The 15,109-nt window shown below is 45.3% G+C and carries 12 protein-coding genes; 2 read left to right on the top strand and 10 right to left on the bottom strand.

What is annotated here, in order from left to right; translation table 11 throughout:
• Nucleotides 1–27 precede the first annotated feature (27 nt).
• The 7 genes from B7E06_RS01000 to B7E06_RS00970 all read right to left on the bottom strand — a co-directional run bounded on the left by B7E06_RS01000 (nucleotide 28) and on the right by B7E06_RS00970 (nucleotide 9,288).
• Nucleotides 28–249 (bottom strand): hypothetical protein, encoded by a 222-nt coding sequence (locus B7E06_RS01000; protein WP_082232100.1) that lies wholly within the window; start codon nucleotides 247–249, stop codon nucleotides 28–30.
• A complete protein-coding gene (locus B7E06_RS00995) occupies nucleotides 250–1,731 on the bottom strand; it encodes an NCS1 family transporter (protein ID WP_082232099.1) in 1,482 nt (493 codons plus the stop codon).
• A 57-nt stretch (nucleotides 1,732–1,788) separates the two neighbouring features.
• Nucleotides 1,789–3,210, bottom strand: a complete 1,422-nt coding sequence (hydA, locus tag B7E06_RS00990; RefSeq protein ID WP_082232098.1) for a dihydropyrimidinase — start codon at nucleotides 3,208–3,210, stop codon at nucleotides 1,789–1,791.
• A gap of 29 nt (nucleotides 3,211–3,239) precedes the next feature.
• Complete coding sequence (gene preA / locus B7E06_RS00985) at nucleotides 3,240–4,499, bottom strand: NAD-dependent dihydropyrimidine dehydrogenase subunit PreA (protein WP_082232097.1); 1,260 nt, start codon at nucleotides 4,497–4,499, stop codon at nucleotides 3,240–3,242.
• 35 nt (nucleotides 4,500–4,534) lie between these two features.
• The gene (locus tag B7E06_RS00980; RefSeq protein WP_082232096.1) at nucleotides 4,535–5,902 is read right to left on the bottom strand and encodes an NAD(P)-dependent oxidoreductase; all 1,368 of its coding nucleotides are present in this window, start codon (nucleotides 5,900–5,902) and stop codon (nucleotides 4,535–4,537) included.
• A gap of 238 nt (nucleotides 5,903–6,140) precedes the next feature.
• Complete coding sequence (gene mqo / locus B7E06_RS00975) at nucleotides 6,141–7,709, bottom strand: malate dehydrogenase (quinone) (RefSeq protein ID WP_082232095.1); 1,569 nt, start codon at nucleotides 7,707–7,709, stop codon at nucleotides 6,141–6,143.
• Between the two features lie 163 nt (nucleotides 7,710–7,872).
• On the bottom strand, nucleotides 7,873–9,288 hold the full coding sequence (locus B7E06_RS00970; protein WP_082232094.1) for an alanine/glycine:cation symporter family protein: 1,416 nt from the start codon (nucleotides 9,286–9,288) through the stop codon (nucleotides 7,873–7,875).
• A gap of 178 nt (nucleotides 9,289–9,466) precedes the next feature.
• Here B7E06_RS00970 and B7E06_RS00965 point away from each other — a divergent pair, with 178 nt between their 5' ends.
• Nucleotides 9,467–10,699 (top strand): PucR family transcriptional regulator, encoded by a 1,233-nt coding sequence (locus B7E06_RS00965; RefSeq protein WP_082232093.1) that lies wholly within the window; start codon nucleotides 9,467–9,469, stop codon nucleotides 10,697–10,699.
• A 121-nt stretch (nucleotides 10,700–10,820) separates the two neighbouring features.
• Nucleotides 10,821–11,957, top strand: a complete 1,137-nt coding sequence (ald, locus tag B7E06_RS00960; protein WP_082232092.1) for an alanine dehydrogenase — start codon at nucleotides 10,821–10,823, stop codon at nucleotides 11,955–11,957.
• A gap of 286 nt (nucleotides 11,958–12,243) precedes the next feature.
• Here ald and B7E06_RS00955 read toward each other — a convergent pair whose 3' ends face one another.
• The 3 genes from B7E06_RS00955 to B7E06_RS00945 all read right to left on the bottom strand — a co-directional run bounded on the left by B7E06_RS00955 (nucleotide 12,244) and on the right by B7E06_RS00945 (nucleotide 15,040).
• Nucleotides 12,244–12,945, bottom strand: coding sequence for an ABC transporter permease (locus tag B7E06_RS00955; RefSeq protein WP_082232091.1), 702 nt, complete (start codon nucleotides 12,943–12,945; stop codon nucleotides 12,244–12,246).
• A complete protein-coding gene (locus B7E06_RS00950; protein ID WP_143414427.1) occupies nucleotides 12,942–13,793 on the bottom strand; it encodes an ABC transporter ATP-binding protein in 852 nt (283 codons plus the stop codon). The genes B7E06_RS00955 and B7E06_RS00950 overlap by 4 nt, the downstream gene beginning before the upstream one ends.
• A 188-nt stretch (nucleotides 13,794–13,981) precedes the next feature.
• Nucleotides 13,982–15,040, bottom strand: coding sequence for a LytTR family transcriptional regulator DNA-binding domain-containing protein (locus tag B7E06_RS00945; protein WP_082232089.1), 1,059 nt, complete (start codon nucleotides 15,038–15,040; stop codon nucleotides 13,982–13,984).
• Nucleotides 15,041–15,109 lie beyond the last annotated feature (69 nt).

The raw sequence follows: 15,109 nt of genomic DNA, 5'->3' as shown, positions 1-15,109 counted from the left end.
TTTTTGCCTCCTAAGAAATAGACGTTTCTATCGAGCGGGGTCCTTTACATCCGCTTGTTTTAAAATGAGTGTCGTAAAATATTTTCTCGTTTCTGCATTTTTTATAGCCAGCTGCTCTTTTTCCTCACCTTTTTGAAAATCAACGAGCGCTCCATCCAGGTTTTCGGTCACTTTGACAATGCGGAAGCCTTTTTCGATCAGCTGATCGATTTGCTGCTTTTCCTCAACAAAGATTTCATATTCACCCATTTATTGAACCTCCCTTGATCTGTCTAAAGCCGTCTTTTTAATCGGCCGGTCGATTTCTGTGATCCAATCACGGCCTACCGTAATTCCCAAATACTGTTCATCACTCGGATCTTCCATCTCGTGCTGGGGAAATCTTTTGAAATACCAATATTTCGCAAGGAAGTAATAGCTGATGGCAGAGGCAAAAAAGCCGATGACAAATGAATATTCCATCATGAAAGTAGCGGCTGCACCTCCAATGATCCATGAAATAAATCCGGCCAGATTCACCCCGCCGTGAAATTTATATTGACCACGATTGGAATACAGCTCAGGGACGTTCACTCTCCGCTTTCGCAATACGTAATAGTCGGTAAAAAGAATGCCGGTAATGGAAGCGAGAATAGCACCGATCAGCAGCAGAACTTGTGTCAGCACTTCGAACACATTCCACGGCTGTATAACAGTACCGACAATTCCTACAATAAAAACGGCGACTCCATTGGATACTTTAGGGCCTAACACATTTGAAAAAACAGCAGACGCCGGCAGGATATTTGCACTTATATTGGTCGACCACTGGGTGAGGATGACCATAAGGAGAAGCATGGCAAGCATCCAGCCTGAAGCAGCTTCCTGTAAAGCAAACACAGGATTGGAAGTTCCGGCGACAACAAAGGAAGCCGCCCCGATCATAATCATAAAAGCTTCTGTTAAAGGAAGGGCAACAAGGCTTCCCACTAATGTCGTCCGATTCCGCTTAAACCAGTTTCTTTCGTATTTAGGAGCTTTAAAGAAGCGAGAGATCGTTGGAATATCGGTCCCAAGTGTTGCCCAAAAGCCCATATTCGCAAAGATTACCACCATAAAGGCTGTAAAAGCAGCCCCTCCGGTAACCGGGCTGTCCACCCATGCCCATACATTCTGTCCCTGGGCCGCAGCATCGCTTACCAATGTTGTATAGATAATTAAGGAAAGAATGATGATAATCGGTGCAGATAAATCCGCAAACCGTTCGACCCATTTAATGCCGGACGCTGAATTAATTAATTGCACAATCGCAAATAAGATAAAGCACAACAATTGGTTATCAAACCCTGTGAAGGTGTTTAAAATTGCATTGATCGCTGTCGCCCCAAAATACGTATTAATCCCAAACCAGAAGGAAGCGGCCGTCGCCCGTGTGACGGATGGAATATGAGTCCCCACCGTTCCAAATGGAGCCCTCATATACACGGGAAAAGAAAGACCATGCTCCACTCCAATATCCCCGATAATTGTAATCACTGCGCCGATTGCTAAAGTACCAATTAACGTAGCTCCTACAACCAAGGGAAGGGGTAAGTTCATGATGCCGGATGCTCCAATATCAAAGGTTGCCAGCAGAATAGCCATACCGACCCACATCGCACAAAAACCGAGAACACTTACTTTTCTTTGATCATGACTGACGGGCAGCAAATCTGGAGATTTTAAATAAGTACTATTCGCATCCTTGCTCATGTATGAACTTTTCCTCTCCCTCATTTATTTGTCAACGTCCCGCACGACTATAAGGCATTAGCCTCTCAATAGGCTTGCTGCTTTTTTCTCCGGGGAATTTTTGTAAAAAGGAGCCCGTTTGATGAATTTCCCAGTCCCCGGCTCTGCCACTAACTGTTTATCTTTAATGACGTATTCTCCACGCAGCAGAACGGAAACAGGCTCACCCGTTACTTTCAGGCCTTCTAAGGCACTATAATCGACGGCCAGGTGATGGGTTTCTGCAGAAATCGTCCGCTCTTTATTTGGATCGAATAAAACAAGATCTGCGTCACTTCCTGGAGCGATCGTTCCTTTTTGCGGAAAAAGACCAAAAAGCTTAGCAGCCTGAGTAGAGACCATATCTACAAACTGATTCAGCGAAATTCTGCCTTTTTTAACACCTTCAGAAAAGAGAACAGAGAAACGATCTTCTACAAACGGTCCGCCGTTTGGAATCTTCGTAAAGTCTCCTTTTCCAAGGTCTTTCTGGCCATGGAAGTCAAACGAACATTGATCCGAGCCGATCGTTTGCAGCTCCCCGCTTTTTAACGCATTCCATAACACTTCCTGATTAAACTTTTCGCGAAGCGGCGGAGACCATACATATTTAGCTCCTTCAAAATCGGGCTTTTCTAAATAACTTTGGTCAAGCACTAAATATTGCGGGCATGTTTCCCCATACACACTGAATCCTTTGCTGCGGGCTTCCGCGATTTGCTCGACCGCTTCTTTACACGTAACGTGAACGACATACAGCTGGGAATCAGCCAGTGCTGTCAGCTTAGCAGCTCTCCCTGTCGCTTCACCTTCTAATTCTGGCGGACGGGTTAAGGCGTGATAAATCGGATCTGTTTTGCCTTCTGCCAATGCTCTCTGTGTTAAATGGTTGATCACATCGCCATTTTCGGCATGAACCATAACAAGGCCGCCGCTTTCTTTAGCTTTCACTAATGTTTGAAAAAGTGTTTCGTCGTCTGCCTGAAGGACTCCTTTATAAGCCATAAAAACCTTAAAGGAAGTCACACCGTCTTCTTCAATAACTTCAGGGATTTCACGAAGGACTTCCTCGTTGATTTCACTAATTTGAAGGTGAAAGCCGTAATCAATCACCGCCTGTCCTTCTGATTTTTCATGCCACTTTTTTAACGCATGGCGCAGTGGTTTGTTTTTCTCTGTTAAACAGAAGTCAATAATGGTCGTTGTTCCGCCATAAGCGGCTCCCACTGTGCCTGTTTCAAAATTATCTTTCGTCACAGTGCCTCCAAACGGCATGTCCATATGGGTGTGGGGGTCGATTCCACCCGGAAACACATACAGCCCATCGGCATTGATCACTTCCGCTTCCGGCTCATTTAGATTTAATCCAATTTCAGCAATTTTTCCGTTTTCTATTAGAATGTCTCCTTGATAACTATCACTTGCAGTTACGATCGTTCCATTCTTTACTATCTTTTTCATAGATTTGCCTCCTAGGATTTTAAAATGATCTACCGCAGTTGAATCGCTGCCTGCCGCTCATGCCATGACATTGGAGGTGCCGACTGTGGCAGATTAACCATGTTGATCGCTCCTTCTACGGGACAGACGATGGAACATAGATTACAGCCTACACACTCTTCTTCCTGAACTTTTAAATATTCACTGCCATCTTCATTTTTCAAAATATCGATACACTGATGTGACGTATCCTCGCATGAGATATGACACTTGTTGCAATTAATACATACATCATTATTGATACGGGCGACAATTTTATGGTTGAGGTCTAAGTGGCTCCAATCTGTATATCTTTCCACCGATTTTCCGATGATTTGCTGGACAGAGGAAATTCCTTTACTATCCAGGTAATTATCAAGACCTTCAATCATATCCTCGACAATTCTAAATCCATGGTGCATAGCTGCCGTACATACTTGAACACCAGAAGCGCCCATCAGCATAAACTCAACAGTATCCCGCCAGTTTGAGATACCGCCAATTCCCGAAATAGGCAGGTTAATTTCCGGGTCACGTGCACATTCTCCTACCATATTTAAGGCAATTGGTTTGACAGCTGGTCCGCAATAGCCGCCGTGCGCCCCTTTGCCATTTACGTTTGGCACTGTATCCCATGTATCTAAATCGACGCCTACGAGACTATTGATCGTATTTATTAAACTAACAGAGTCAGCTCCGCCCTGGTAAGCAGCTCGAGCAGTGGCCGTCACGTCTGTAATGTTAGGGGTTAATTTAGTAATGACGGGAACCTCTGACGCTTCTTTCGTATACATCGTGACTCTTTCTACCATATCCGGGTGCTGGCCGGTCGCCGAGCCCATTCCCCGCTCAGACATTCCATGAGGACAGCCAAGATTTAATTCAAACCCATCGACACCCACATCCTGAACTCTTTTCACAATTTCATGCCACTTCTCCCGCTCAGGCTCTACCATAATCGACGCAATTAATGCCCTGTCAGGAAAAAGCTTTTTCGTTTCATAGATTTCTTTTAAATTTTGTTCAAGCGGACGGTCGGAGATAAGCTCAATATTGTTGAACCCCGCGACACGCTGGCCATTAAAATGATGGGCTCCAAAACGAGAGGTTACATTTAAGACCGGTTCTCCGAGGGTTTTCCAGACAGCGCCTCCCCACCCTGCTTCAAAGGCTCTCTGTACCTGGTAACCTGTATTCGTCGGTGGTGCTGAAGCAAGCCAGTAAGGATTTGGAGATTTAATTCCTCCAAGATTAATACTTAAGTCAGCCATACAACTCCTCCTCAGAAGTAATTTGATAGATTACATTAGACCGATTCAGTGACACTGCTGGTCAAATATTGATGAATGGAATACGCTGTTTCTTTACCTTGCTGAGCAGCGGAAACGACCATCGCTTCTCCCTGGCCTTTTCCAAAAATCACATCTCCCGCCGCGAATACGTTAGGTTCAGACGTCTGGTAAGTCTCTTGATTAATCGTTACGACTCCCTGGTCGTTGACGAGCCCCAGCTCTTCCAGCAGCTGGTGATGACGTTCCTGGCCAATCGCTTTCACGACAATATCGACATCCATCATAAAAGAGGAACCTTCGATCTCTTTACAGCTTCTACGTCCATCAGGAGCGGCGGGTCCAAGCTCCATTTGCACACACTCCATCTGCTTAATTCTTCCGTTTTCATCACCGATCAAACGCTTAGGAGAAGTGAGCCACTTAAACTGAACACCCTCCTGCTTGGCAAACTCATATTCAAAATCATAAGCGGTCATTTCATTCGCTGTTCGGCGATAGACGATCTTTACTTCTTCCGCTCCTAACCGTACAGAACTGGTCGCTCCATCAATGGCGGTATTACCTGCCCCAATCACAGCGACACGCTTACCGACGAAGTTTTCAGGATACTGATTTGTTTTAGTCTTCTCTACGAGATCTATCGCGTCATAAGCTCCTTCCAAATCCTCTCCCGGAATACCGAGCATTGGAACCTTGGCCATCCCGGCCGCTACAATAACCGCATCATATTCTTTCACGAGCTTTTCAGAAGAAATATCCTTGCCAACCGTTACATCTGTCCTAATTTCAACACCCAGGTCTTCCACTTGCTGTACTTCCCAAAGAGAAACAGACTTCGGAAGCCGGAAAGGCACGATTCCGTATGTATCTAACCCCCCAGCTTCTTTCTGGGCTTCAAAAATAGTGACTTGATAACCGAGCCGGGCCAATTCCCTTGCTGACGCTAAACCAGCCGGGCCGCTTCCAATGATAGCTACTTTCTTTCCATTTGATTTTCCTGCTTTAAAAAGCAGCTCTTCGTTCTTAATCGCCCAGTCCGTGGCGTAGCGCTGAAGGTCGCCAATCATAATCGGCTTCGTCGAATGATTTAACACACAAGCCCCTTCACATAATTCCTCTGTTGGACAAACCCTCGCACAGCTCGCACCGACAGGGTTGGCCTCCATAATTTTTTGTGCCGATCCTTTTAAGTTGCCTGAAGCGATTTTTTTAATAAAAGAAGGAATATCAATTCCCGTTGGACAAGCTTTAATACAAGGAGCATCGTAACAATATAGACAGCGATTTGATTCATCCATAGCCTCTGCATAGTTATAAGACGGCCTAGCTTCTTCAAAATTCTTTTCTAATTGTTGAAGCAACGAAACGGATTGTTCCCTCAAATTCCTACCTCCTTATGTTTTCAAGATCCTTTCTAAAAGCCTTAAAATCTCATCCTCGTTTTCAGGTCAACAGATTTTACCATAATTTACATTAAATTATATAATAGTCATTTATAGTATACATTGGACAAATTGTATAATTTTTCTGAATATTTAATGACACTTTGTATATTTGTGCAAAAAAAGCACCTGCTCCTCACCAAATGTTTAGGTGAAGAACAAGTGCTTCTTTTTAACATTAACTAAAGACTAGTTTTTTTTTACTTAAATCAAGCGTTCTTGCTGCAGAGCTGCGAATCTCTTCGATCAACTCCGGATGCTCTGACAGCTTCTTGCCATAGGATGGGACCATTTCTCTAATTTTCGGCTCCCACTCTTTAACATGCTGCGGGAAGCATCTTTCCAGAACTTCGAACATAACTGAAACGGCTGTGGAGGCTCCTGGTGAGGCTCCTAGCAGGGCTGCAATGGAACCATCCGCTGACGTAACGACTTCTGTTCCGAATTGCAGGGTGCCTTTGCCGCCTTCTTTCGTATCTTTGATCACCTGGACACGCTGACCGGCTGTGACGAGATCCCAGTCTTCGCTTTTCGCGTTTGGAATAAATTTGCGGAGTTCTTCCATCCGCTTATCTTTAGATTGAATCACTTGTTCAATCAAGTATTTCGTTAAGGAAGCATTTTTGACGCCTGCCATTACCATTGTGACAAGGTTGTCTTTATTAACAGATCTCATCAAATCAAAGAGGGAACCTTTTACAAGAAACTTCGGTGAGAAGCCGGCAAATGGTCCGAACAACAGCGAGGATTGCCCGTCAATCAAGCGGGTATCCAGGTGCGGCACAGACATCGGCGGTGCTCCTACATCGGCTTTTCCGTAAACTTTGGCATGGTGGGCTTTTACTACGTCCGGGTTTTTGCACACCATAAATTGGCCGCTTACCGGGAATCCTCCAACTTTCTTGGATTCAGGAATGCCGGTTTTTTGCAGCAGATGAAGACTTCCGCCTCCGCCTCCGATAAAGACGAAATTAGCGCTGTGGTATTCAATTTTATCTTCCACAAGGTCATGGACTTTGACTTCCCACGAACCGTCGCTTGCCCGTTTAATGTCTTTTACACTGTGTTTATAGTTAACTTCTACGTCTTCATTTTCCAAATGCTCGAACATCTTACGTGTAAGAATACCGAAGTTCACATCTGTCCCCGCATCAATTTTCGTAGCGGCGATCGGTTCGGTTACTTTTCGTTCTTCCATCATAAGTGGAATCCATTCTTTCAATTTTTCCGGATTGTCCGTGAATTCCATATCTTTAAATAAAGGATTGCTTGACATTGTTGTAAAACGCTTACGTAAAAACTCTACATTTTCCTTGCCTCGAACGAAGCTTAAATGAGGCAGGGCCAAAATAAAGTCGCGAGGATTCTCGATCAGTCTGCGCTTTACAAGGTAAGACCAGAACTGCTGGGACTCTTGAAATTGTTCGTTAACCTTAATGGCTTTCGTCATATCGATCGTGCCGTCCGGTTTTTCTTTTGTATAGTTCAGCTCACAGAGTGCCGCATGGCCCGTTCCTGCATTATTCCATACGTTGGAGCTTTCTTCTCCTGCACTTTCGAGCTTTTCAAACACGCGAACCTTCCAGCCAGGGGTCAGTTCCTTCAACAGTGACCCTAATGTTGCACTCATAATACCTGCACCTATTAAAATAACGTCTGTTTTACTGTGTTGTTTGCTCATTTCCTTCAAACTCCCTACGTTATACAGAGTTGATGTAGCCGCCGGCTGTTCCGCACGGTTACACATCCTTCCAGTTATTTAACCTATAAGCAAGTGTACCATTATTATCACAAAAATTAAAATTTTTATAGTCATACTGCTTGCAAAAAAAAGGAAAAAAACACCCCTCCCTTTCTTCATCACAAGAAACCGGAGGGGCTGGATAAACAACGGCCATAGCGGCTGATTTTTAGCTTGCTTTTCGCTCAGCAGCTTTGGCATTTTGATAGAAATTGTTAAAGTAATCATTCGTTTCCGCCACGATCACCTTCCATAGAAGAAGAAGGGCGATCAAGTTCGGAATCATCATTAATGCATTCGCCATATCTGCAAACGCCCAAACAGTTGCCAGGTTGGCAATCGTACCGACCCCACAGGCCGCAATATAAACAACGCGGTAACCCGCAATTCCTTTTGGTCCGGCGATATATTCAAAGCACTTCTCTCCATAGACATACCAGCCGACAATGGTAGAGAAACCGAAGAAAATAACAGACAGGGACACGATGTATTCACCGATGATGCCAAGTGCAGAGCCGAATGCAGCTCCTGTCAGAGCTCCGCCTTCAAGTGACGCATTGTGAGCAATACCTGACAGCTCTCCGCCGGATGGATCCCAGAACCCTGTAATGATCAATGTTAAACCTGTCATCGTACAAACAACGATCGTCACGATAAAAGTACCGGTCATCGCAACAAGCGCCTGTTTTACCGGGTGATCGGCTCTCGCATTTCCAGCAATTAAAGCTGCCGTACCAAGCCCTGCTTCGTTTGAAAAGATTCCGCGGGCAACCCCGTTACGAATCGCTTCTGCTACAACAATGCCAAGAAAACCGCTGGCGGCTGCTACAGGATTAAACGCATAGTAAAAAATCAATTCAAAAGCCGGGATGATCTGATCGTAATTTAAGATAAGTATTAAAAGAGCACCGCCTATATAAAGAAAAGCCATAATAGGTACAAAAAAGCTCGCTACCGTGCTGATCCGCTGAATCCCGCCAAACACGATAAAGCTGACGAGCACGATGAGAATGACCCCTGTCAGCCAGTTGGACATGCCAAAGCTTGAACTCGTAACATCTGCAATCGTATTTGACTGCACACTGTTTCCGATACCTAAAGCGGCAAAGGCGCCAAACAAAGCAAAAGCGATCGCCAGCCATTTAAATTTACGGCCAAGCCCGCGCTCGATATAGTACATCGGACCGCTTGAATATTCGCCCTGGCTGTTTTTTACACGGTATTTCACCGCAAGCAAAGCTTCCCCGTACTTCGTTGCCATCCCGAGAAGACCGACAATCCACATCCAGAAGATCGCCCCCGGGCCGCCAAGTGTGATCGCTGTAGCGACACCCGCTATATTTCCGTTTCCAATGGTTGCGGCAAGCGCCGTCATTAGCGCCTTAAAGTGGCTGACATCCCCTTCGGCGGATGCATCTTCTTTGTCTTCTTTACCAAAACCGATTTTAAATGCATAAAGTAACCGTTTAAACTGAAGTCCTTTTAATGCTATGGTTAAAAATAAGCCCGTCCCAAATAATAAGATTAAGCTTGGCGGGCCCCAGAGTACATCATTGATCTTTCCCAGTATCTCTAAGATGTCCATAAAATCCCTCCAACATGATAGCGCTATCATCTATATTTTCTCGTTTACCTATGCTATTCTAGCATGATGATAAACTTATTGGGTATGTAAAACCGCACAAATTGAAAGCGTTTCACTTGTGCCCAACCCACAATACAACATTTTACTACAATTTCTTCTATAATGAGGAGTTTTTATAATGAATGATAAACACCAGCCCGTTTTTCATGAATCATTTGAAACGCTTGAGGATTATGTAGATGCCATCAGCGAGCATTTACAGTGCCCGGTCACGATTGAAGACGCCAATCACCGCCTTCTCGCTTACAGCACACACGATGATGAGACAGATTCGGCGAGAGTTCGAACGATTATCGGCCGCCGCGTGCCTGAACAGGTGATCAACCGTTTCTGGAAAGAAGGTGTCATTCCGACACTGAATCAAAGCGATGAACCCCTTGTCATTTCTCAGATCAGCGAAATCGGCCTCGGAAACCGTGTGGCCATTTCAATCCGCCAGAACAATGAAGTGCTCGGCTATATTTGGGTGCTTGAAGTCGGCCGTAACTTAAGTGAACAGGACCTTGGCGACTTGAAGCTTTTCGCCGGAAAAGCGAGAAGCCTGCTGCTGCAGCTTAAAAAACAACGGTCTAAGAAGGAGAAAAACCATCAGGAGCTTCTTTGGCAGATTCTCACAAGCGACCTGCGTGAACACGATCCGATCGCCGAGCAGCTGTCTAAAATCGGCATCAATACAAACAAAGCGTTAGGAATTATTGTCTTTACTTTTTCTGAAATGGACCGCGACTTATACAAAAAGCTGGTCTACGCGGCCAAAACGATTCAGAAGTTGGATATCCTGATTCAGACGCTTGATGAAAACCGGCTAGTCTTTCTTGTCTCTCCGCTTTTTCAGGAAAATAACCTTTCGGAGGCGCAGGACTTTATCCATACCTTTAAACAGCAGGTAAAAGAACGCTTCGCCATTTCCGACCTCGAGTCCGGCTGTGGATATATATATGAAGATTACGGGTTTATAAAACGGAGCTATGAGGAAGCTGTTCAGGTTGCCTCTCTTAAAAAGAGCTACCCTAAAGAGCTGGCGGAAGCGAACCTTTATCACGAGCTCGGTATCTTCCGTTATATCAACATACTGAAAAAATATGACGATGTGCAGAAAATGCCTGCAAACCCGGCGATCCAGAAGCTGGCAGCCTACGATAAAGAGAACCGGACAAATTTACTAGAATCCCTCGAGGCCATACTGGAAAAAGACGGCAATATGAATGCAGCGGCAAAGATACTGCACTGCCATGTGAATACATTAAATTACAGGATGAAGCGAATTCAGGAGCTCACATCCATTCAGCTGAAGGATCCAGCTCAAAAGCTGGGATTATTTTTAGATATTAAACTGTCCGGCAGAAAGTAGCGTTTGTTAAATTCAACAAAAGAACGCTTACATTTTTTAATAGAGTACACAATGTGCTTTTCCTTGAAGGGAGATATACTGAAGGTATACACTACAAATCCCTTTGAGGAGGACGACATTTATGATTATTGGCATTCCAAAGGAAATTAAGAATAACGAAAACCGAGTAGCAATTACTCCAGCTGGTGTTGTAGCCCTGACGAAGAGCGGACATGAAATTTTGATCGAACAGGGCGCAGGCATCGGCAGCGGCTTTGAAGATGTCGATTATACCGCAGCAGGCGCGACGATCATCCCTGAAGCGAAGGACGTTTGGGCAAAAGCAGAGATGGTCATGAAAGTAAAAGAGCCGCTAAGCTCTGAATACGGATACTTCCGCGAAGACTTAATCCTATTCACTTACTTGCACTTAGCAGCTGAGCCTCAGCTTACAAAAGCTCTCGTAGATTCCGGTGTGACAGCCATTGCCTACGAAACAGTAGAAGTGAACCGCACGCTTCCACTTCTTACACCGATGAGTGAAGTAGCCGGACGCATGGCCTCACAAATTGGAGCACAGTTCCTTGAGAAGTCAAAAGGCGGCAAAGGCATTCTGCTTTCAGGCATCCCAGGAGTGAAACGCGCAAAAGTAACGATCATCGGCGGCGGCGTTGTAGGAACAAATGCAGCGAAGCTTGCCATTGGACTAGGTGCCGATGTAACGATCATCGATCTAAGTGCAGATCGCCTGCGCCAGCTCGATGACCTGTTTGGCCGTGACATCCAGACACTGATGTCCAATCCGCTGAACATTGCTGAAGCTGTGAAAGAATCCGACCTTGTGATCGGAGCCGTACTAATCCCGGGTGCTAAAGCTCCTAAGCTCGTAACCGAAGATATGATCAAATCCATGTCCGACGGTTCAGTCGTTGTCGACGTAGCGATTGATCAAGGCGGCATTATCGAAACAGTCGATAAAATCACGACACACGATAACCCGACATATACGAAGCACGGAGTCGTTCATTACGCCGTAGCTAATATGCCTGGTGCTGTACCAAGAACGTCGACGATCGGCTTAACGAACGTAACGATTCCTTACGCCCAGCAAATTGCCAACAAAGGCGTTGTCCAAGCCATCGCAGAAAATCCTGCACTCGCTAAAGGTTTAAACACAGCAAACGGTGCTGTTACTTACAGCGCAGTTGCCCGTGACCTTGGATATGAATTAGCAACGGTTGAAGAAGCTCTTTCTAAAAGTACAGTAACTTTCATTTAATTGAATGCATTTAATAAAGCGCTCATCTCCTTATGGAGATGAGCGCTTTATTTATTTTATTGGGTTTGAGGCGGGAGGGGGTATTCTTTCGACGGAGCGCCTCCCGCTTTTGACGCTTAGGCGCTCTCTTTCAGCGGTTCTGGACTCTTTCGATGCTCAGCCTATCGCTTTCGACAGTTCTGCACTCCCTTTCAGCGCTTCTGAACCCTTTCGACGTTCGCCCTCTCACTTCTGGCACTTCCTCAATTTCTTTCGACGCTTCTAAACTACTTTTCAGCGCTTTCCATTAATCAAAACGCCGTTTCTTAAAAGTAAGACCCGCCACAACAACAGAAACCACAGCCCATACGGACAGAATGATGAAGCTGCTCGCTACAGACTCGCCTGTACTTAAATGCTCAACGATCTGGGTCAGCTGATAATCTGGCAGATATTCAAAAACGGTAGTGATCCACTCCACATCCAAAAGGCTGCGAAACAGTGAGCCCATTCCTAAGATAAGCAGTACCGGTAAGCCGGCGACAGATGTTTCCATGACGGTACGCGAAACGAGACCGAGGATTGTACCGACAGCAATATAAATGATGAGATTAATGACCAGTGCGGTTGTGAAGATTCCGGTTTGCTCAGGAAGTGTAAAGCCGCCAACGAGGATAACGACAGCAACCATTATGACGGTCAGCGCTGCTGAAAGGATACTTTTACCAATAAAAAGTTCTCCAATGTTCAGCGGGGACAGCAGCAGTCCTCGTAATGTGTTCTTTTCCTTTTCTTCCGCAATCATAGCCGCCTGAATGAACGAGCCGACGATAACCATCGTGAGGGTCACACACAGCACCATCATGGCAGAAATCTCTGCTCCTCCTTCTCTGCTGAATAAATAAGCAAAAAGCAGCGGCATGAGAGCGGTGGAAAGCATATAGGAATTTTTCATAAGATCTTTGTAGTCTTTCGTTACAACGGCCTGAATTCGTTTAACTGAGATCATTGCAATAGCTCCTTCCCTGTGACACGGGCAAATATTTCTCCTAAAGTTGGTTCATTCGAGTGAATGGATACTAACTGCTGGCTCGTGATCGCTTCGGCAATCCGCTGAGCGCTTTCTGAATCCTTGCCGAGCAGCTGCTCACGTCCGTCTTTTAATACGATTGTAATCGAAGAATCGGTATAGCTTAAGCGCAGCTCTTTTGGGGTTCCTTGAATTTGAATGCGCCCTTTATTTAAGAAAGCGACACGATCACACATCCGCTCAGCTTCATGCATATCGTGAGTCGTTAAGAAAATCGTCGTGCCTTCTTCATTCAGCTTTCGCAAAACGCGGTGAATGCGCTCCGTGCTTACCGGATCTAAGGAAGACGTCGGTTCATCAAGAAAAAGCAGTTCCGGCTTGTGCAAAATCGTGCGAGCGAGCGTCGCCCGCTGCCTCATACCTTTAGACATCTTACTAACCTGCTTTTTCTCTTCTCCGCTCAGTCCGACCTCCTCGAGCACCTCCGATATCCGGCTATAGGAAACTCCGTAAAGGTCACAGTACAGCTTTAAATTATCGTGTATCGTCAGGCGCTCATACAAGCCCGTATTATCAGTCAATACCCCCAACCGTTTCATTTGAGCGGGATTCTTTAACTGCTTGACAGACTGACCAAACACGCTCACTTCTCCTAAGCTGTAGGACAGCTGGGCGGTTAGTATTTTAATTGTCGTCGTTTTTCCTGAGCCGCTCGGCCCCAGGAAGCCAAACGTTTCTCCTTTTTTAATAGTAAAAGAGAGAGCGTCCAGCGCTTTCTTCCCCTCAAACTCTTTCTGCAGATTGCTTACTTCAATTAACTCGCTCACTTTCATTCCCCTTTTCTCTTTGGCTTATCACTGCCTTAAGTGTACGCCGTCAGCGGCAGGCGATCATTAAAAAAAGGATGAAGGGAGTAATTTTCGTGGTGAATGGAGCGGGTTAATCGGTGAGCGATCAGCGAAAAAGCTGAATGGAGTAAATAACGACTTGTCCCGACATTTCCCGGGAAATATTTTTACATTCTTAGCACTTTTTTGAGATCCTGCAGTTTACCCTTCGATAAAGGAATATTACTTTTATTATGATCATCGAGGATCAAGCTGTAGCTGTTTCGCGTCCATGTCATCACTTCCCGCACCTTTTGCAGGTTTACGATATAGGAACGATGACAACGGAAAAAGCCAAACGGCTCCAGTCTTTCTGTCAGCTGATTTAAAGTAATCGTGCAAGGAAACGAATTCTCTTTCACATGCAGATGCACGGTACCATCCATGCTTTCAATAAAATCAATCTCTGTTGGATCAAACAGGATAATCTTTTCTTCCACCTTAGCGGGTATCCGCTCAAGCTGTACTTGAAAGGACTGATTTTCCTTTGTGTCAGCTTCTCCATTCTCTGTGAGAGCATCTTCCGTTAAAATTTCTGACTGATCGACTACCGCTATCTGCTTTAAACCCGCTTCATTCAGGCGATACACGTTACTTGTTAAAATAACCGCACTCTCCATATTGCTAGTAATAATGAGCGCCGCTTTGCCCTGCTCCTTCAGGCCGCTCACCAGCCCGCGCAGGATCACCTTGCTTTCTAAGTCGATATTCTGATCAGGTTCTTCAAAAATAACAAGCTCCGGATTATGAATGAGCGCTTTGGCAAACGCCAGCCGCTTACGCTGCGAATAGTCGAGGTGCTTAATCGGCTTTGCTCTCACTCCGTAGAGATTCACTTTATGTAACAGCTCATCGATATCGCCAGCCGCTCCGTACAATGTCTGAAAAAACTTCAAGTAAGCGGCAGGCGCTAAGCGCTCATATAGCCCTTCCTCATGCATAACGACACCGATGCGATGACGATATTTTTTTGGCTCGCGAGCGCTCGCTTCATTGAAGTAAGCGATCGTACCGGAGGCCGCTTCCTGCCCGATCAGCAGCTGAAATAGCAGCTTTCCTGTCACATGATCACACTGGATCGCTGCCGCTTCCCCATGCTTAAGCTGGAAATCAAAGGGACGAAACCATACTTTATCGCCTTCTACTTTACCTGTATTTTCCATTTTTAATACAACGTCCTGTTCCATATCCTTTCCCTCCTTCTGGTGAATGGTTCTCGATTAATATATCTATGAATTCCCACAATTCCTTTTTAT

It is taken from the genome of Halobacillus massiliensis (assembly GCF_900166625.1).
In the GTDB taxonomy this organism is placed as follows: Bacteria; Bacillota; Bacilli; order Bacillales; family Halobacillaceae; genus Halobacillus_A; species Halobacillus_A massiliensis.
The sequence above is the reverse complement of the archived record's forward strand: the minus strand, read 5'-3'. Positions and strand labels throughout refer to the sequence as shown.

Bases quoted from the DNA above. Each gene is read 5' to 3' on its own strand.
- B7E06_RS01000 (WP_082232100.1), bottom strand. From the start codon at position 249: ATGGGTGAATATGAAATCTTTGTTGAGGAAAAGCAGCAAATCGATCAG.
- B7E06_RS00995 (WP_082232099.1), bottom strand. From the start codon at position 1,731: ATGAGCAAGGATGCGAATAGTACTTATTTAAAATCTCCAGATTTGCTG.
- hydA (WP_082232098.1), bottom strand. From the start codon at position 3,210: ATGAAAAAGATAGTAAAGAATGGAACGATCGTAACTGCAAGTGATAGT.
- preA (WP_082232097.1), bottom strand. From the start codon at position 4,499: ATGGCTGACTTAAGTATTAATCTTGGAGGAATTAAATCTCCAAATCCT.
- mqo (WP_082232095.1), bottom strand. From the start codon at position 7,709: ATGTGTAACCGTGCGGAACAGCCGGCGGCTACATCAACTCTGTATAAC.
- B7E06_RS00970 (WP_082232094.1), bottom strand. From the start codon at position 9,288: ATGGACATCTTAGAGATACTGGGAAAGATCAATGATGTACTCTGGGGC.
- B7E06_RS00965 (WP_082232093.1), top strand. From the start codon at position 9,467: ATGAATGATAAACACCAGCCCGTTTTTCATGAATCATTTGAAACGCTT.
- ald (WP_082232092.1), top strand. From the start codon at position 10,821: ATGATTATTGGCATTCCAAAGGAAATTAAGAATAACGAAAACCGAGTA.
- B7E06_RS00955 (WP_082232091.1), bottom strand. From the start codon at position 12,945: ATGATCTCAGTTAAACGAATTCAGGCCGTTGTAACGAAAGACTACAAA.
- B7E06_RS00945 (WP_082232089.1), bottom strand. From the start codon at position 15,040: ATGGAACAGGACGTTGTATTAAAAATGGAAAATACAGGTAAAGTAGAA.